The 16284-nt window shown below is 45.5% G+C and carries 19 protein-coding genes; 5 read left to right on the top strand and 14 right to left on the bottom strand.

Going from position 1 to position 16284, the window contains the following annotated elements; all coding sequences use genetic code 11:
- The first annotated feature begins 110 nt into the window (after positions 1-110).
- The gene (locus E2R66_RS28685) at positions 111-284 is read left to right on the top strand and encodes a hypothetical protein (protein WP_192901972.1); all 174 of its coding nucleotides are present in this window, start codon (positions 111-113) and stop codon (positions 282-284) included.
- Between the two features lie 5 nt (positions 285-289).
- Here E2R66_RS28685 and E2R66_RS12720 read toward each other — a convergent pair whose 3' ends face one another.
- Together E2R66_RS12720 and E2R66_RS12715 are read right to left on the bottom strand one after the other, a co-directional pair.
- Complete coding sequence (locus tag E2R66_RS12720; protein ID WP_240049314.1) at positions 290-1528, bottom strand: MFS transporter; 1239 nt, start codon at positions 1526-1528, stop codon at positions 290-292.
- Between the two features lie 177 nt (positions 1529-1705).
- Positions 1706-2284, bottom strand: a complete 579-nt coding sequence (locus E2R66_RS12715; protein ID WP_133231251.1) for a nitroreductase family protein — start codon at positions 2282-2284, stop codon at positions 1706-1708.
- 171 nt (positions 2285-2455) lie between these two features.
- Here E2R66_RS12715 and E2R66_RS12710 point away from each other — a divergent pair, with 171 nt between their 5' ends.
- The gene (locus E2R66_RS12710) at positions 2456-3682 is read left to right on the top strand and encodes a dicarboxylate/amino acid:cation symporter (protein WP_133231253.1); all 1227 of its coding nucleotides are present in this window, start codon (positions 2456-2458) and stop codon (positions 3680-3682) included.
- A gap of 137 nt (positions 3683-3819) precedes the next feature.
- Here E2R66_RS12710 and aroC read toward each other — a convergent pair whose 3' ends face one another.
- From aroC to E2R66_RS12680, 6 genes are all read right to left on the bottom strand, one after another.
- Positions 3820-4911: a chorismate synthase gene (gene aroC, locus E2R66_RS12705; protein WP_133231255.1), complete on the bottom strand. Its 1092-nt coding sequence runs from the start codon at positions 4909-4911 to the stop codon at positions 3820-3822.
- Positions 4912-5054: 143 nt separating this feature from the next.
- Entirely contained in the window at positions 5055-6422 is a 1368-nt protein-coding gene (gene aroA, locus E2R66_RS12700) for a 3-phosphoshikimate 1-carboxyvinyltransferase (RefSeq protein ID WP_133231257.1), read from the bottom strand.
- A gap of 4 nt (positions 6423-6426) precedes the next feature.
- On the bottom strand, positions 6427-7242 hold the full coding sequence (locus E2R66_RS12695) for an ATP-grasp domain-containing protein (protein WP_133231259.1): 816 nt from the start codon (positions 7240-7242) through the stop codon (positions 6427-6429).
- Between the two features lie 77 nt (positions 7243-7319).
- Positions 7320-8450 (bottom strand): bifunctional 3-deoxy-7-phosphoheptulonate synthase/chorismate mutase type II, encoded by a 1131-nt coding sequence (locus tag E2R66_RS12690; protein WP_133231261.1) that lies wholly within the window; start codon positions 8448-8450, stop codon positions 7320-7322.
- 136 nt (positions 8451-8586) lie between these two features.
- A complete protein-coding gene (locus E2R66_RS12685) occupies positions 8587-9486 on the bottom strand; it encodes a prephenate dehydratase (RefSeq protein WP_133231263.1) in 900 nt (299 codons plus the stop codon).
- Between the two features lie 573 nt (positions 9487-10059).
- Positions 10060-10359: a hypothetical protein gene (locus E2R66_RS12680; RefSeq protein WP_133231265.1), complete on the bottom strand. Its 300-nt coding sequence runs from the start codon at positions 10357-10359 to the stop codon at positions 10060-10062.
- A gap of 599 nt (positions 10360-10958) precedes the next feature.
- Between E2R66_RS12680 and E2R66_RS12675 the strand changes: the two genes are divergently transcribed.
- Positions 10959-11351, top strand: a complete 393-nt coding sequence (locus tag E2R66_RS12675) for a hypothetical protein (RefSeq protein WP_133231267.1) — start codon at positions 10959-10961, stop codon at positions 11349-11351.
- Positions 11352-11358: 7 nt separating this feature from the next.
- Here E2R66_RS12675 and E2R66_RS12670 read toward each other — a convergent pair whose 3' ends face one another.
- On the bottom strand, positions 11359-11658 hold the full coding sequence (locus E2R66_RS12670; protein WP_133231269.1) for a HigA family addiction module antitoxin: 300 nt from the start codon (positions 11656-11658) through the stop codon (positions 11359-11361).
- A gap of 13 nt (positions 11659-11671) precedes the next feature.
- A complete protein-coding gene (locus E2R66_RS12665; RefSeq protein WP_133231271.1) occupies positions 11672-11950 on the bottom strand; it encodes a type II toxin-antitoxin system RelE/ParE family toxin in 279 nt (92 codons plus the stop codon).
- Positions 11951-12026: 76 nt separating this feature from the next.
- Between E2R66_RS12665 and E2R66_RS28345 the strand changes: the two genes are divergently transcribed.
- Positions 12027-12182 carry a hypothetical protein gene (locus E2R66_RS28345; RefSeq protein ID WP_158288405.1) on the top strand — a complete coding sequence of 52 codons (156 nt, stop codon included), beginning with the start codon at positions 12027-12029 and terminating at the stop codon, positions 12180-12182.
- A gap of 3 nt (positions 12183-12185) precedes the next feature.
- Here E2R66_RS28345 and E2R66_RS12660 read toward each other — a convergent pair whose 3' ends face one another.
- The 3 genes from E2R66_RS12660 to E2R66_RS12650 are packed head-to-tail and all read right to left on the bottom strand — an operon-like array spanning position 12186 to position 14351.
- Positions 12186-13079: a sterol desaturase family protein gene (locus E2R66_RS12660; RefSeq protein ID WP_133231273.1), complete on the bottom strand. Its 894-nt coding sequence runs from the start codon at positions 13077-13079 to the stop codon at positions 12186-12188.
- Between the two features lie 4 nt (positions 13080-13083).
- On the bottom strand, positions 13084-14142 hold the full coding sequence (aroB, locus tag E2R66_RS12655) for a 3-dehydroquinate synthase (protein ID WP_133231274.1): 1059 nt from the start codon (positions 14140-14142) through the stop codon (positions 13084-13086).
- A 2-nt stretch (positions 14143-14144) separates the two neighbouring features.
- Positions 14145-14351 (bottom strand): RNA-binding S4 domain-containing protein, encoded by a 207-nt coding sequence (locus E2R66_RS12650; protein WP_133231276.1) that lies wholly within the window; start codon positions 14349-14351, stop codon positions 14145-14147.
- 141 nt (positions 14352-14492) lie between these two features.
- Here E2R66_RS12650 and E2R66_RS12645 point away from each other — a divergent pair, with 141 nt between their 5' ends.
- Positions 14493-15662 (top strand): proline dehydrogenase family protein, encoded by a 1170-nt coding sequence (locus tag E2R66_RS12645; RefSeq protein ID WP_133231278.1) that lies wholly within the window; start codon positions 14493-14495, stop codon positions 15660-15662.
- Positions 15663-15799: 137 nt separating this feature from the next.
- Here E2R66_RS12645 and E2R66_RS12640 read toward each other — a convergent pair whose 3' ends face one another.
- Positions 15800-16276 (bottom strand): DinB family protein, encoded by a 477-nt coding sequence (locus E2R66_RS12640; protein WP_133231280.1) that lies wholly within the window; start codon positions 16274-16276, stop codon positions 15800-15802.
- Positions 16277-16284 lie beyond the last annotated feature (8 nt).

The following is a 16284-nucleotide window of genomic DNA, read 5'->3' as shown; positions in this document are numbered from 1 at the left end:
ACTGAAAGTTTCGAAAACTTAAAAATTACTTTTAATTATGAGTGAAACCTTTTGCTCAACCCTGCGTTGCCTGCATAACATATTCACAATTAAATCTTTACCAAAACATCATGACAAACCCATCCTCACCCAAAAGAATTACCTGGATTATTGGCTTAGCCTGCGGCATTGCCGGCATCATCGGCCATTTAATACCCGTGCCTTATTTAACGCTCTACAGTTTTACCCTGGTGTTGATTGGTTTTGTAGTGCTTGCAGTCGGCACAACCTTCCGCGGGTTTTAAGCACCTTACTCTTGCATTTCGGTTTCCGCCTGCTTAATATCGGCCACTACTTTGTTTTCGGCATTGAATTTATACATCAGCAATATGCCCACGGTTACTGCCGCGCAAATGCCGCCGAGCAGGCTCCACAGCACCTTAAAGCCACCGTGCTGTATCACCTGTGCACCCAATGCAGGTGCTACAACCTGCGCTGCCGACCAGGACATGGTGTACAAAGCGGCGTACTGCCCGCGGTTATGTTCAGATGAGCGTGTAACCCAAAATGAGGTGCCAAAAGGCATGCTCAGCATCTCCCCGAAAGTAACAATGATAACCACCAACAAACCTGCCACGGCAGTGGGGGGGAGATAGTTGAGCAGCAGGAAGCCGATGCCTGTAACCACTATGCCACTTGCAATGAATATCAAAGGGTGCCGTTTGCCCTCCAGGTAGTTGATCATTACCATCTCTACCACCACGATAATCATACCGTTAAGCGCCAGCAGGAAGCCAATAAACCGCTCGTTAAAATGCCACACCAGTTTATAGAAAACTGGCTCCATCACAAAAAACTGGAAGAAGCAGATGTTGAAAAGCGTAGTTAGCCCGATAAACAGCAGGTACGTTTTATCCTTGTAAGCCGAGGACGTGGCTGCAACCTTGCCCAAAACTTTAACCGGCCTTTTATAGCCCGAGCGCGGCATCAGCCACAGCAACATCAACGCGGCCAATATGTTGGTGCAGCCATCTACCCAAAATAATAAATGATAATTGAACGATGCCAGGAAACCGCCGGTTGCCGCGCCCACCGTCCAGCCCAGGTTTACCGCAAGGCGGTGCAGCGAGTACGAACGCGTTTTGTTTTCGGGCTTGCTGTAATAAGCAATAGCCATGGAGTTAGCCGGGCGGAAAGATTCGTTGCAAAAACTGAGCACGAATGTGCCTGCCCCCAGCGTAACAAAGGTGTGGGCAAAGCCCAGCAATATAAACATCAACCCGCCGGTGAGTAAGGCACCCACCTGCATATCGTAAAAGCCAATCTTATCAGATAGCAACCCGCCGCAATACGCGCCAATGATGGAGCCCATGCCGAACAGCGCCATTACGGTGCCTGCCTGCGCCACCGTAAAATGCAGCTGGTTGATACAATAAATGGTGAGGAACGGCACAACCATGGTACCGCTGCGGTTTATAAGCATCACGATGCTTAGGTACCAATTGTTGCGGGCTAACCCGCTGTAAGCGTTTTTGTAAAGTTGTAACACGGCTTTAGTATTAAGGCGAATTTAACAGGATTTAACTGCATGGCTATTCGCTGGTGGTTTTATTTTTTATATGGACCTCTTTGTTTATCACAGGACAATTGGCAATGGCCCTAAAAGCAGAACACCCTCACCAGCTAAAGCCGGGAGGGTGTCATTTATATTCCGTCCTGCTGGCTTTTATTTATTCCAGGTAATTTTTTCTTCAATTGGTGTTTTGCGCACGCCCGCTGGTTGTGTCTCTGTATAGCCCAGGTAAATTACGCCTAAAACGCTATCCTCTGCACCCAGGCCAAAATGCTCGGCGAAGGCCGGCTTAAGGGCCATACCACCGGTGCTCCAAAACGCGCCGATGTTGAGCGCCGTGGCCCCCAAAAGCATGTTCTGTACCGCGCATGACGCTGCTATCACTTCTTCAAACTTGGGTATCTTTGGCAAATCGCCGCGTTTTTGGTAGGCAATAACTACATGCGATGTATTGTTGCCCTGGCTGCTCAAATTGGCAAAAGTGGTTGGGTTAAAAGTTTCCTCGGTAGTGCTCGCCTTATATATTTCGGCGTGCTGGGCGCAATATTGTAAAGGTTCTTCAAAAACAATGAAACGCCATGGCTCGGTTAAACCGTGGGTAGGCGCCCAGTCTGCAAGCTCTAAAATAGAGGCCACGTGGCCGTTAGGTATCTTGTTGCCGTTCATGGTAGAAGGCTTAATAGTACGGCGGCCTTTGATAATATGAGCGATAGTTGCGAAAGTAGTCTCCATATGTGATGCTTTATAGCTGAAGGGCAAAAGTAGCAAAAGCCATCAAGATTTGTCAACTTTTTGAAAGTTGACAAATCTTATCTTCATGGATGTTTTGAATAGTGAAGGAATTTAATCCGATAAATTTTCTACCTTTCACCATTGCCCGATAGCGGCAGGTTCAACTTACTTATGAATAATAACTGGTTTAAAAATTATAGTAGCATTATCTGGCTGCTTGCAGGCATTATTGCGGGCACTATAGCAGGTATTGTGCTGAAAAAAGATGCCGAGGTGTTGAAGCCGATTGGCGACCTGTTCCTCAACCTGCTGTTTGTGGCAGTAATTCCGCTGGTGTTCTTTGCGATATCATCAGCCATAGCCAACCTGCAAGGCACGCAGAAACTCAGCCGAATTATGGGTATCATGACGGGCGTTTTCCTGGGCATGATATTGGTTGCAGCTATTTTAACCATAACGGCATTGTGGATATTTCCGTTAGATAATAGCATGGCTAAGGCTGCTGCCGATGTTTCGAAGGATGCCGGTAAAAAATTCTCGGGCGATTCTATCGTGCAACTTTTCACCACCAGCGAATTCTTTAATTTACTGTCGCGTAAAAATATGCTGGCCATGATCATTTTTGCCATTTTAGTGGGTTTTGGCGCACTACGGGCGGGCGAAAAAGGCAGAGCCTTCAGCGACTTTTTAAATGCCGGCAACGAAGCCTTCAAACAAGTTTTCATCATCATCATGAAGGCTGGGCCGGTGGGGCTTGGCGCCTATTTTGCCTACCAGGTGGCGGAATTTGGCCCTGCATTATTTGGTACTTACGCACACACCTTAGGCATCGGCTATGGCGTGAGCCTCTTTTACTATGCCGTATTTTACAGTCTGTATGCCTTTATCGCCGGTGGCGTAAAAGGCATCCGGAGATTTTGGAAAAACAATATTATCCCTTCGGCCACAGCGGTGGCCACCTGCAGCAGTATTGCTACTATACCCGCCAATATTGATGCGGCCAAAAAAATGGGTGTAAGCGATGTTATCGCGGGCATAACTATTCCATTGGGTGGGCCATTACATAAAGACGGTTCAAGTGTATCCTCAATCCTGAAAATGGCGGTTGTTTTTGCCATGTTTGGCAAGGGGTTCGATAGTGCGGGTGTTATTGCCGTAGCCTTGGGCATGACGGTTTTGGTGAGCATTGTAGAAGGGGGCATACCCAACGGCGGCTATATCGGCGAATTGCTGTTCATCTCGGCCTACGGCTTCCCGCCAGAAGCGCTTCCTCCCGCAATAATCATCGGCACCCTGATAGACCCCGTAGCAACGCTTTTAAACGCTACCGGCGATAATGTTGCGGCCATGATGATCAATAAGTTTGCGGAGGGGAAACTGGTGCCTGAAGAGGGATAAAAACCCACATGTTTCTCCTGCCTTACGTGGCTCCGATATAATTGAAAGCCCCGTTCATTCTGATTTAAATGCAGATTAAACGGGGCTTTTGTGGTAAAAGGTCTTTTGTTGTGGTTTAGCGTAAACGCAAGACGCAGCTACAGTTTCGAATTGCGGTTTCTTAGCCAATGATCGGCCAGTACCAATGCGGCCATAGCTTCTACAATGGGTACGGCGCGTGGTACAACGCAAGGATCGTGTCGGCCCTTGCCCGATATTTCGGCGGCGTTGCCTTCGCTATCTACCGTTTGTTGGTTGTGCATAATGGTGGCAACGGGTTTGAATGCCACTTTAAAATCGATAGGCATACCATTGCTGATACCACCCTGGATGCCGCCACTGAAATTGCTGATGGTGCTAACCTTACCGGCATCATTGGTGATGAAAATATCGTTATGTTCAGATCCACGCATCTCGCTGCCGGAAAAGCCCGAGCCAAATTCAAAACCGTGTACCGCGTTGATGCTGAGCATCGCTTTGCCCAGGTCCGCGTGAAGCTTATCGAATACCGGGTCGCCAAGGCCAACCGGGCAGTTTTGTATATGGCAGCTAACTTTACCACCAACAGTATCGCCCTGTTTGCGGATGCCGTCGATAAACTCAATCATTTCTTCGGCAGTGGCGGGGTCGGCACAGCGGACGATGTTCTTCTCCCTTTCGGCTAAAAATTCTTCTGCGCTGGTAATGCTCACGTTGGGCGCATCAATCTTGCCTACGCTGCTTACGTGTGCCAGTACTTCTATGCCTTGTGTTTTTAATAATAATTTTGCTAACGCGCCGGCAGCTACACGTGCAGCTGTTTCGCGGGCCGATGATCTGCCTCCACCGCGATGATCGCGGATGCCGTATTTGGTTTGGTAAGTGTAGTCGGCATGTGAAGGGCGGAAAATATCCACATTGTGGCCGTAATCCTTAGAACGCTGATCTTCATTGGGGATGATCATAGCGATTGGCGTCCCCGTTGTTTTACCTTCGAAAGTACCCGAAAGGATCTTTACGGTATCCGCTTCTTTACGCTGTGTGGTTATTTTGCTTTGGCCGGGCTTGCGCTTATCCAGTTCGCCCTGAATGTAATCCAGATCTACCGCTAAGCCGGCAGGGCAGCCGTCTACTATTACGCCAATAGCCTCGCCATGCGATTCGCCAAATGTTGTTATTCTGAATAATTGCCCGAATGAGTTACCTGCCATTTTTATTTTAGATGTACGATTTTAGATTTTAGATTTTTTCTCCCCAACGTCATTGCGAGGAACGAACCAATCTCTAAGCTTTGCATATCCGCCCTGCTTATCGGGAGATTGCTTCGTGCCTCGCAATGACGCGGTGGTTTTATTTAAGCGTTGCGATACGCGAACCCCACCTTCGCCAAATCCTTCCAAAACGCCGGGTACGATTTTTCTACTACGTCGGCATCTTCAATTTCCAATTCGGGGATGAGTACCGCCAGCGGTGCAAAAGCCATCGCCATGCGGTGGTCATCGTAGGTGTTTACATACATGCGCTGCGGTAATTGTTTTTCGCTACAGTCTAGTTTGTAAACCTGCCCTTTTTCAATCAGCTTAACGCCAATTTTGGCCAGTTCGTTTTGCAGGGCCAGTACGCGATCTGTCTCTTTAATTTTTAAAGTTTCCAGCCCGGTAAAGGTTGCCTCGTGGCCAAGGGCCGCACACACTACGATTACGGTTTGCGCCAGATCCGGACATTCCTTCATGTCGAATATCTTACGGAAGATGGGCTTTACCTCTTTGGTTAAATGCACGCCGCCATCCTTAAACTGTGAGGTGATACCGAAGTTGGCCATGATCTCGGTAATCACGCTGTCTCCCTGCAAACTGTATGATGTCAGCCCGGGCAGGAACAGTTCCGCCTCGTCGCTCAATGCGGCTATGGCATACCAGTAAGATGCTGCGCTCCAGTCCGGTTCTATGTGTAACGATGTAGTTGCAAACTCCTGATTTGGTATAGAGATGACATTCGCCTCCCAGGTGTGCAGTATATTCGCTTCCTTAAGCATAGCTAAAGTCATTTCAACATACGGTCGCGAGGTAAGTTCGCCTTCGATATGTAATTCCAAACCAAAAGGCAGCTTGACAGCGATGAGTAATAGGGCAGTGATATACTGACTGCTGATATTACCTTTTATACTGATCTTACGAGTTCGCTGCTCAAAGCTGCCTTTTAGTTTGATAGGGGGATACCCCTCTTGCTCTTCATAATCAATTTCGGCACCCAACTCCCGCAGTGCATCAACCAATATCCCAATCGGCCTCTGCTTCATCCGCTCACTGCCTGTTAATATTATTTCTTCGTTACCAATAGCATAATACGCCGTTAAAAAACGCATTGCTGTACCGGCAGGACCGATGTTGACGGTTTTGGTGAGTGGTGAAAGGGGAGTGGTGAGTGGTTGCTCCTGGGTGTCGAGCTGCTCATCTATTACTTCAATTTCGTGTTCCTCATCCGTCCCTACAACTACCTTCGGGCTGTCAACTGCTAACTGCTCAGTGATAACTGCCGACTTCCTTAAAATACCCGCCAACAGCACGGCATCTGCCGCATCAGAAATATTCTCAACTTTTACCTTACCGCCGCTAAGCGCCTCTATGATCAAAGCGCGGTTGCACTCGCTTTTAGAACCCGTGAGCTGTATAGTGCCCCTGGCCGATTTGCCCGTTTTGGTAAGTATGATGTTATGCTTCATTTACTTAATAGTTCTCGGATAGTTTAATTGCCGCTATCCATGTTTTTGCAAATTCAATAAACGCTTCGTTTACAAAGCTAAATACCGTTACGTTGGGGATATGGTTCACTTCCAGCAAATACTTCTGTCCGTTGCTTCCTACCATGTAATCGATACCCACAATTTCCAGCCCAAAATGCCGGGCAATGCGTTTCCCATCCGCCAGCAATTCCGTATCGATATCCATTTGACCCGAACCTTCGTTATGGATAGACTTTAACCAAGTATCGCCGGTGAGTTTTATTTGCCAGCTGATATCGCCTATTATCATAATCCTCACCGCTTCGCCTGTTATAAACTCTTCAATAACAGAAGTTTCACTGCTCGCCCAATCGCCTGTAAACTTTGCTTTGTCTTCCCCGCAATGCCATACACCCCATTTTGCAACGCTTTCCTTTTCTGAGAAATAATTATCCTGATTGATAACCATTCCTCTTTTGATACCGGTAAACCTTGAGACCTGTAAAGCTCTTGCTAATCCTGGTATCCGCTGCCGCAAATCCATCATCCCCCTGGCTCCGGGCAAACAAGGCCCATTCCATAAAGCCAGCATGGTGATCAAATCAAAGTCGTTTTCGTAGATCCCGTGGAAGATAACTGCATCTACCAGTAAAAATTTACCTGGTACTGTTGTGCTTTCTGCCAATAATTGCCCGCTAACAAGCTGCACTTTTGGCAAAACATCATAATGTAATATCAAGTAATCAAAGCCAACGCTTTGCCTAATCAACTGTACATCTGCGGGTTCTAATCCTACTATTAAAACTCTTTTCTTTTCCATTGCCTTCTTTGTATCGGGGCAAATGTTTTGTTTTTGCGCCGTGTAAATAATTGGCGCAAAAACTTATTTAAGAATCTTTACGCGTGCGTTAATTTCTCTGCTGCCTGGCCTGCTTCGCTTTTGTTCATGATCTCGGTTTGCTTACGGATAGATTCGCTGTGCATCAGCTCCAGCAATTTCTCGGTAAACTCGCCGCTCAGCTTAAGCGCTTTGGCGTAACCTATACGTTTGTTTAATATTTCGTCCCAACGGTTTACCTGCAAAATGGTAATGTCGTTGTCTTTTTTGTAGTTGCCAATTTTCTCCACTATCTGCATACGCTCAGCCATTTTCTGGATAAGCAGGTCGTCAATTTTGTCGATCTGGTTACGCAGTTCGGCCAGTTTGTCGTTCACCTCAGCGTTGCGGACTTCTGGTTTACGCAGGTGCAGGTTGTTGATGATATCTGCAAGGGCAGCAGGGGTAACCTGTTGTTTGGCATCCGTCCAGGCTACGCTTGGGTCAATGTGCGATTCGATCATCAGGCCCTGCATATCCAGGTCTAACGCTTTCTGCGAGATGTAGCCAATCAGATCGCGATTGCCGGTGATGTGGCTCGGATCGTTAATGATAGGCAAGTGCGGCGCAAGGGTTTTAAGACCGATAGCCAGATCCCACATTGGTTCGTTGCGGAAAGCTGATTTTTCGTATGAAGAGAACCCACGGTGAATAGCCGCCAGTTTGGTGATGCCTGCATTGTTTATACGCTCTAAAGCGCCAACCCATAGAGAAAGATCGGGGTTAACCGGGTTTTTAACCATCACCGGTATATCAACGCCACGCAACGCGTCAGCTATTTCCTGTACAGTGAAAGGGTTTACAGTAGAACGTGCGCCAACCCAAAGGATGTCTACGCCTGCTTTCAAAGCTTCTTCTACGTGTTTGCCGGTAGCTACTTCTACTGCAGTTGGCAAGCCTGTTTCGGCCTTAGCACGTTTTAACCACTCTAAACCAATGCTGCCAATACCTTCAAATTCACCCGGACGGGTACGTGGTTTCCAAATACCAGCACGCAATGCGCTAACCTTGCCGGTTTTTGCTAACAGGTGTGCGGTGGCAACTAATTGGTCTTCTGTTTCGGCGCTGCATGGGCCGGCAATTAATAGGGGTTCGATACCGGCTTTATTGATCCAGGTATTTAGCGGTTGTATGTTTAAATTCAGTTTCATGGTCTTGTTTTATTTTTCGATTTCACCTGTTTAGGTGATTTCAATGTTGATTTTTTTGTTTTTGTGATTTCACCGATTTAGAGTGATTTCACCGATTGTTTTTTTGGGTTTGTTTAAATTAAGTTAGGGTGCAGTTTTATTCTATTTTTTTGATCGTGATATACTTTTTTGGTTTTTGCGCCTTTGGCAGCAGTGGTGCAACTTCGTCTTCAAAGCGTTCGTACTCGCCCAAAATATTGAAGTTGTGGGTGTATTTGAGTATCTGGCGGATGCAAGCATCGTAGTGCTTGGTTTCCGTCCATTCAATGTCTACATAAAAATTGTATTCATTGCGCTTACCCAAAACCGGCATGCTTTGTATCTTACTCATGTTTACGTTTTCCTGCGCAAAAATATTGAGCACTTTGGCCAGCGAACCCACTTCGTTGCTCACCTGGAAACAAAGCGAGGCTTTGTTGCCGGGTTTCTTTTTGGCGTTTTCGTGCGTGGTGAGGATGAGGAAGCGCGTAAAATTCTTCTTGTTCGATTCTATGCGGCGTTCCAACACATCCAACTCGTAAAGCTGCGCGGCCAAGGCGTTGGCAATGGCAACGGTATCAGTTAGCTGCTCATCGCGGATGCGTTTGGCACAGGCGGCGGTATCGTTACTCTCTACCATTTGAAGGTGCGGGTACTCGTCAAAAAAATCAATGCACTGACGGATGGCGATGGGGTGGGAGGTGACGTATTTGACATCCTCGAACTTTACGCCGGGTAGCGCCATCAAATGCAGCTGTATGGGCACATAAACCTCGCCCACTACCGGGAAACTGTAACTCATCAGCAGCGAGTAGTTGGGCAATATGCTGCCGGCAATACTGTTTTCTATCGCCATTACCAGGTAATCGGCCTCGCCGTTCTTTAGCGCCTCGAAGGTTTGCTTAAAAGAGTTGCACTCTACGGTGATTATGTTTTCGCCAAAAAATTTAAATGCGGCCTCCTCGTGGAAGGAAGCGCGTATCCCCTGTATGGCAACTCTTGGTTTCTCGATTTTCATTATTCGTGTTAAAGCAAAAAGTCCCGCCTTTTTGGGCCGGGACTTTTCAGTTTTGTATGTGTTCTAAGTACATATCAGTCCCGGCTTTTACTGCTAAAGTAAAAGTAGAAACCGTAAAAATATGCACGTGTGTTGTTCATTTTTGTTCTTATGCCGTAAATGTACAAGTAAAAAACAATTTGTCAAGAGATAATTTTATTTTTTGTGAATATTTGTGGGTGAACAAAATTTTATTTGGTAAAAAAGACAAATTTCAATTTAAATCATTATTAAATACTGCAACAGATATATGACACCATGGAAACTATGGGTATTAAGCGCAGCAGCGGTAGTTGTCGACTTAACGGTTTATGCTTTGTTAGGTGTAATGCTGATGGGATATGATGATTCGCATAACGGCACCGAGCCGGACTATTACAAATGGAGTAGCTATAAAACTTTAGACAAGGCAGCGTTAGTTGGCCTTTGGTTTTGGGACATTGTAAATATTTCATTTTGTGGATATGTAGTTTATAGGATTGTTATGGCTGTAGGATTAAAGAGTCACGCACTTAATAGCTATCGAGAGTCTATTTACCATTCTTTTCCCTCGAAAAACTTATTTTTTTCAAAGTCATAGTCCATAAAAAAACCAGCTCTGAGGTTTTTATGATTCGACTTGATTTGTTCTCTTAGTTCTTTCTGCATCTTTACTAAAAGATCCAACCTTTCTAAATTTTCCATCTCTAAAATGTATTCGTACGATTTGTCAATTACTGATGCACTTGCAAGATCCAGATGCGTTAATTTTTTTAAAGCCGTAAATGGCTTTAAGCTTGTCAATTGAAGATTTTTAGGTGCAAAGGCATCACCGAAGAGTTCTAAACCTATCAAAGAAGAAATTTTACCTATTACCTCATAGTTGAGTACCCTAAAACAATTTTCGAAAGACAGCAGCTCCAGGTCATTTAAATACGTAATTGGTTCAATATTAGTTAATTGCGTACAGCTCGAGAATTGTAACCGCCTTAGCTTGTTTAGCTTTACAATATTTGATATGTCGTAGATTTTTGAACTGGAGATAAAAAGCTTCTCCAGATGAGACATCTAGCAAACAGCCTCGAAAATACCCTGTTTGGGAGATACGATAGATAGGCCCCTAGCCTTATTTAATTTTGGCAATGTTTCTATCCAGTCCCGTTCAATTTTCTCGAGCGCTTTTTTAGGCATCGCCGTTGTAGGGCGGACAATTCTTAGGTGTTCAGCATCATATACGTGCTGCGTAGGTTCTTCAAAAAGGATATATTTAACCTTGCTCGCTTCGCGGCTGTAAAATTGGTGTAAATTATAACGGTCAGTCATACTTCCATATAAAATAATGTCTGTTAATTTTAACTAAGCCATGATGACTATGTTTAAAAACACAGTTAAGAGCCAATTTAGGTTTTTAACGGCAGAATATTGTAAGCTACATAAATCAATTTAAACCCCATATGTCCCCAACCGAATACATCAGCCAGCAAGCGCCCGAACGGCAAGCCATCCTGACTGCCCTGCACGACGCTATCTTAGCCAACGACAAAACGGTAGCCCCGGTTGTAGAACCGATGATGGGTAAAGAGATGATTATATACAAGGAGCGTGCCTACATGAAGTACGGCCTGGCGAGCGTAAAGAACTATATGTCGATACATTGTATGCCCATCTACATGAACCCGGCTTTCCATGCCAAGTATACGCCGCTGCTGCCCGATGCCAAATTCCAGAAAGGCTGCATTAATTTTATCGATGCCAGGGAAATGTCTCTGGATATTGCCGGGCAGTTATTTGCCGAATGCGCCGCAATAAGTATTGTAGCAATGTCAGCGAGCAGGAAGAAAAAGTAGAGCTGATTTAGGCACTCTCTTTATAGAAGTGTTGAATAGATGACCTGTTGATTTTCCTTTCGGCGTGCCACACCTCGTAGTTGTTTTGTAGGTTTATCCAGAATTGGGTAGAATTCCCAAAAGCCTCAGATAGTTTTACAGCCAATTCAGGGCTAATACCTAAATGCCCGTTAATCACGGAAGATAGGTTTGCCCTTGCCATGTTTAGACCCTTAGCAACTTCTGTAATAGTTAAGCCACGCTCGGTGATGAACATTTCCTTTAATATTTCTCCCGGGTGGGTAGGTGGTAATCCTCTTTTTAGCATAGCAATGGTTTTATTAATGATAGTCCACGTAATCTACGTCGAATATATCACCGTCCTCAAAACGGAAAACGATGCGATAATTAGCGCTTACCTTTATCGACCAAAAATCTTTCATGTTTCCGGTTAACTTATGTATCCCTAAACCAAGTTGCTTAATATCATCGTCAGAAGTAACGGCATCCAATGCGGTTAAAATTCGCGCGATTTTAGAAAGCTGATCGTGTGGGAGCTTTGCGCCGTTACCATCTTCATAATAAAGTTTTAAAGCTTTGCTACGGATGGTCTCAATCATAATACAAATGTAATACGTAGTAATACATGTTACAAATAGATTTTGAAGATTGTAATGATTAATCCTAATTTAGGATGTGAAAAAATTAAAGCAACGCGTAGGCGGTCAAAAACCAAAAAAGAAGTCGTTGAGAGAAGTATTTGATGGTTTCATCCCTGAGAAATCTGCCGATGAATTAATAATCGAACTTAAAAACGCAAGGATTTCAACACGGAAAGTCGACAAAATTTAGAGATTACTCCGCATCCTTCCTATATTCCCGCTGCATCACCCTTGCCGTTTGCGTACTGCCATCATGGCTCCAACCCGGAGGGTTAACGAAGTACAGCAACTTATTTTTTAAGCCGGGCGCGCGTTTTACATCGCGCAGCAAATCTTTCCATTCATGGAAAAGTACGTTTACGGGGCCCATGTTTTCGGGTTGATGGGTGAGGCCATATTTAACGGGCTCGTTGGGGTCTTCATCGTGGAAGGTGCCGAAGAGCCGGTCCCACAGGATAAACATCATGCCCATGTTTTTATCCAGGTAGGGGATATTGCTGGCATGGTGCACCCGGTGGTGCGCCGGCGTTACGAATATTAAGCCATACCATTTGGGCAGCGGTATTTGGAACTGGGTATGCACCAGGTTGCCATAAAGCTGCGTAAGCAGGTAGGCATATAAAATATCCACCGCGTTGAAGCCAAACAGGGCTAAGGGCATGTAAAAGAAGGTGCGGTACAGGGGCTCAAAAACCGTAGAGCGGAAACCCGTGCTGAAGTTAAAATGCTCGCTGGAATGGTGTGTTACATGCATGGCCCAAAACAAGCGGCAATAATGCCCGGTGTAATGTAGCACCCAATACAAAAAATCCTGCGCTACCACCAGTACGAACCAGTATACAAATGGATTGCTTAGCTGTACAAACCTGTATTGGTAGGCAAAGTTCAATAGAAAGAAACCGGTGCCATTCACCAGCAAGTTCATCAAAAAAGCCAGCGCTGTGAGGTAGATATTAGTAAGTGTATCTCTTTTTTCGTAATAATGCCGGTTTTCGCGATAGCTAAACCACATTTCGGTGATGGTTAAACCTATCAGCAAAGCAACCAGCAGCATTACTGCTTCATGGCGTGCATCTAAAGGGGGCATTTTTCTATAAGGTAGCGTAATATCTCAAACTATCGCAAAGTTCTTGCTCTGTGCAGATATTATCAATACTAAACTGCCCGATGCTTGTCAGCAAGGTGCAATTTATTTGGCCGTTTTGATTTTTCTTGTCTTTCTGCATCAGTTCAAACAATGCAGTATGACAATCATCGGCTATAAAATGTTTGGGGTAAAGTTTAGTTAATACTTCTGAGACCTCAAGCAACTGTTCATCCGGTAAGCCAATTTTTTTGTTTGATAGCCATGCCTCGCATACCATACCAACGGCAATCGCTTCGCCATGGGTTAAAGGATTTGCATCCTTCAGCATGGAATAAGTTTCAACGGCATGGCCTACAGTGTGGCCAAAGTTAAGGGCCTTACGGATGCCTTTTTCGTGCGGATCCTCAATCACCACTTCGTTTTTGATCTCTACCGAACGGTGTACTAATTCTATGGCGGGTAGACTAAGATCGCTGGTTTTTAGCTTGTCCCAGTAGGCTGCATCGCAAATGAGGCCATGTTTCAGCATTTCGGCCAGGCCCGATAAGATTTGGCGTTCGGGCAATGTCTTGAAGAATTCTGCAACCATAAATACCGCCTTTGGCTGGGTAAAGGTGCCGATGATGTTTTTGATGCTATCTAAATCTACGCCGGTTTTGCCGCCTACAGAAGCATCTACCTGCGAAAGCAGGGTGGTGGGTACCTGCACGAAATCGATACCGCGTTTGTAAGTAGAGGCTACAAAGCCGCCCAAATCGGTAACTACGCCGCCGCCCAGATTTATCATCAGGGCTTTGCGGTCGGCACCAAAATCTATCAACATTTTCCACACGCCGATGCAAAAATCGAGGTTTTTGCTTTCCTCGCCGGCGTTTATTTCGATAACGTCGAAATTATCCGCTTCGCCAAGGTATTGCTGTAACAGGGGCAGGCAGTGTACCGCCGTGTTCTCGTCGGTTAAAACAAAACTGCGTGAGTATTTGCCTTCCTTTATAAACGTAACCAGTTCGCTTAAGCTGTCTTCAAAAAATATCTGGTAACCGTCGCTTTGTATCGTGTTCATAATTAAATAACCTTGATGGTCGTGCCCCGGAATTCCACCAGGTCGCCTGCTTTTACCTTGAGGCGTTTGCGGTAATCAACGGTGCCATTGTAGCTTACCTCGCCATATTGTACTGCTATTTGCGCTTCGCCGCCGGTTTGTACCAGCCCCCCAGCTTTAAGCAGTTGTATCATGGGGATAAAATCGCCGATTACTTTAAATTCGATCATGGAGGGCAAAAATAAACTATTCGTGCAATAATGGGTTATCATTTTATAATTTTGCACATTGGTTCATAGTTAATAGATTATAGTTGATGGGAACACCCGCAGCTACTGTGACTATCAACCGTGAACTATGAACATCCTAGCATGAACGAAAAACTATCTTTCGAAAATACCCAGATCGCCTTTCAACATTCCAGCAATACCGACCTTAACCGTGCCTATTGGCTGTTCAGGGTTATCAACGTGAACTTTTTGGTAAAGATTGGCCCGCCTGTTACCAACTTTTTCATGAAGATAGGCATGCCGATTAAAAGCCTGATCAAGGCCACCATATTTAAGCATTTTTGCGGCGGCGAAACCATTTCCGAGTGCGACAAAACCATCAAGAACCTGGCCGATGGCGGCGTGGGTACTATACTGGATTATTCGATAGAAGGGGAGGACGACGAAACTGTTTTTGATAATACGCGCGACGAGATTATTCGTACCGTGGTGCGCGCATCTAAGGATAAAGCTATCCCGCTTACCGTGTTCAAAGTAACCGGCGTCGGCCGGCTCTCGCTATTAGAGAAGATGGACGAAGGGCTGAAATTGAATATAGACGAGCAGATAGAATGGCAAAAAGTGCAGGACCGCGTGCTGGAGATATGCGAAATGGCGCACAGTGAAGGCATACCGGTAATGATTGACGCCGAAGAAAGCTGGATCCAAAAAACTATCGACCACCTCGCTATCAACATGATGCGCTTTTTTAACAAAGAGCAGGCCATTGTTTACAATACTTATCAGATGTACCGCCACGATAAACTGGCATCGCTGATAACTGATTTTACCGTGGCCGAAGATGAAGGGTTTATCCTTGGAGCTAAAATAGTACGCGGTGCTTATATGGAAAAAGAGCGCAAACGCGCCGAAGAACGCAGCTACCCATCGCCCATACAGCCGGATAAGGCCGCTACCGACCGTGATTACAACGATGCCCTTGTATTTTGCGCCGACCATGTAGATAAGATTGCCATTGTTGCAGGTACCCACAATGAAGATAGCTGCCGCCTGCTTGCCGACCTGCTGGACGAGAAGAAGATAGCCCATAACAACCCCCACGTTTATTTTTCGCAATTGCTGGGCATGAGCGATAACCTGAGCTTCAATCTTGCCGATTCGAAGTATAACGTAGCCAAGTACGTGCCTTATGGGCCAATAAAGGCCGTGCTGCCATACCTTTTCCGCCGTGCGCAGGAGAATACAGCAATAGCCGGCCAAATGAGCCGGGAGTTGAGTTTGATTGTTAAGGAGAAGAAGAGGAGGGGGTAGATATGCGGATGTGCAGATTTTAGATGTGCAGATTAAGGGAGCGATTTTTTTGATGATTTGCCTTTATTTTGCTTTAGCGTTTAATAATTAGACTTTAGAATTTCTTCTTTAGAATTTAGCTTTTCGATTTTAGGATTTCACTCCCTCACCACATCCGTATCAACCGGGGTATAGCCCAGTTGCCTGCTCATGCTAACAACCTGCCCCTTGTGGTGAAATTCGTGGGTGATGACGTGCGTGAAAATTTCGAAAGGGGAGCGGGTAAGCTGCCTTCCATCCGGACGGGTAATTAGCCGCTGCTGCTCCAACGACCCACTAAAATAGTGAAGAAATTCATGCATCATTATATCTACCTTATCAAATACTTGTATTACTGAAGGTATATCCTGATGCTCTTCGTTGTTAAAAAAGGGCCGTAGCTGCTGCATTGCTGTTTTAGATAACCAGAACAAGTAGCAATTGGCTACGTGTATTAGCTGGCTTAGTATGCTTTCGTTATTGAATGCCGGCAAAGGCTTCAGCGAATCCTCAGGCTTAAGGGTTTTGCAATAATCAAAAAGCGCGCTGCGGGCCGAAAGCACTAAACGATATTGTTGAAGCAGGATCTGTTGCATGACTGGCA

This window comes from Mucilaginibacter psychrotolerans, from assembly GCF_004519315.1.
Lineage (GTDB): Bacteria > Bacteroidota > Bacteroidia > Sphingobacteriales > Sphingobacteriaceae > Mucilaginibacter > Mucilaginibacter psychrotolerans.
The sequence above is the reverse complement of the archived record's forward strand: the minus strand, read 5'-3'. Positions and strand labels throughout refer to the sequence as shown.

What these genes read in the sequence shown, in the direction of transcription:
- E2R66_RS28685 (WP_192901972.1), top strand. Translation starts at nt 111, where the DNA reads ATGACAAACCCATCCTCACCCAAAAGAATTACCTGGATTATTGGCTTA.
- E2R66_RS12715 (WP_133231251.1), bottom strand. Translation starts at nt 2,284, where the DNA reads ATGGAGACTACTTTCGCAACTATCGCTCATATTATCAAAGGCCGCCGT.
- E2R66_RS12710 (WP_133231253.1), top strand. Translation starts at nt 2,456, where the DNA reads ATGAATAATAACTGGTTTAAAAATTATAGTAGCATTATCTGGCTGCTT.
- aroC (WP_133231255.1), bottom strand. Translation starts at nt 4,911, where the DNA reads ATGGCAGGTAACTCATTCGGGCAATTATTCAGAATAACAACATTTGGC.
- aroA (WP_133231257.1), bottom strand. Translation starts at nt 6,422, where the DNA reads ATGAAGCATAACATCATACTTACCAAAACGGGCAAATCGGCCAGGGGC.
- E2R66_RS12695 (WP_133231259.1), bottom strand. Translation starts at nt 7,242, where the DNA reads ATGGAAAAGAAAAGAGTTTTAATAGTAGGATTAGAACCCGCAGATGTA.
- E2R66_RS12690 (WP_133231261.1), bottom strand. Translation starts at nt 8,450, where the DNA reads ATGAAACTGAATTTAAACATACAACCGCTAAATACCTGGATCAATAAA.
- E2R66_RS12685 (WP_133231263.1), bottom strand. Translation starts at nt 9,486, where the DNA reads ATGAAAATCGAGAAACCAAGAGTTGCCATACAGGGGATACGCGCTTCC.
- E2R66_RS12675 (WP_133231267.1), top strand. Translation starts at nt 10,959, where the DNA reads ATGTCCCCAACCGAATACATCAGCCAGCAAGCGCCCGAACGGCAAGCC.
- E2R66_RS12670 (WP_133231269.1), bottom strand. Translation starts at nt 11,658, where the DNA reads ATGCTAAAAAGAGGATTACCACCTACCCACCCGGGAGAAATATTAAAG.
- E2R66_RS12665 (WP_133231271.1), bottom strand. Translation starts at nt 11,950, where the DNA reads ATGATTGAGACCATCCGTAGCAAAGCTTTAAAACTTTATTATGAAGAT.
- E2R66_RS12660 (WP_133231273.1), bottom strand. Translation starts at nt 13,079, where the DNA reads ATGCCCCCTTTAGATGCACGCCATGAAGCAGTAATGCTGCTGGTTGCT.
- aroB (WP_133231274.1), bottom strand. Translation starts at nt 14,142, where the DNA reads ATGAACACGATACAAAGCGACGGTTACCAGATATTTTTTGAAGACAGC.
- E2R66_RS12650 (WP_133231276.1), bottom strand. Translation starts at nt 14,351, where the DNA reads ATGATCGAATTTAAAGTAATCGGCGATTTTATCCCCATGATACAACTG.
- E2R66_RS12645 (WP_133231278.1), top strand. Translation starts at nt 14,493, where the DNA reads ATGAACGAAAAACTATCTTTCGAAAATACCCAGATCGCCTTTCAACAT.
- E2R66_RS12640 (WP_133231280.1), bottom strand. Translation starts at nt 16,276, where the DNA reads ATGCAACAGATCCTGCTTCAACAATATCGTTTAGTGCTTTCGGCCCGC.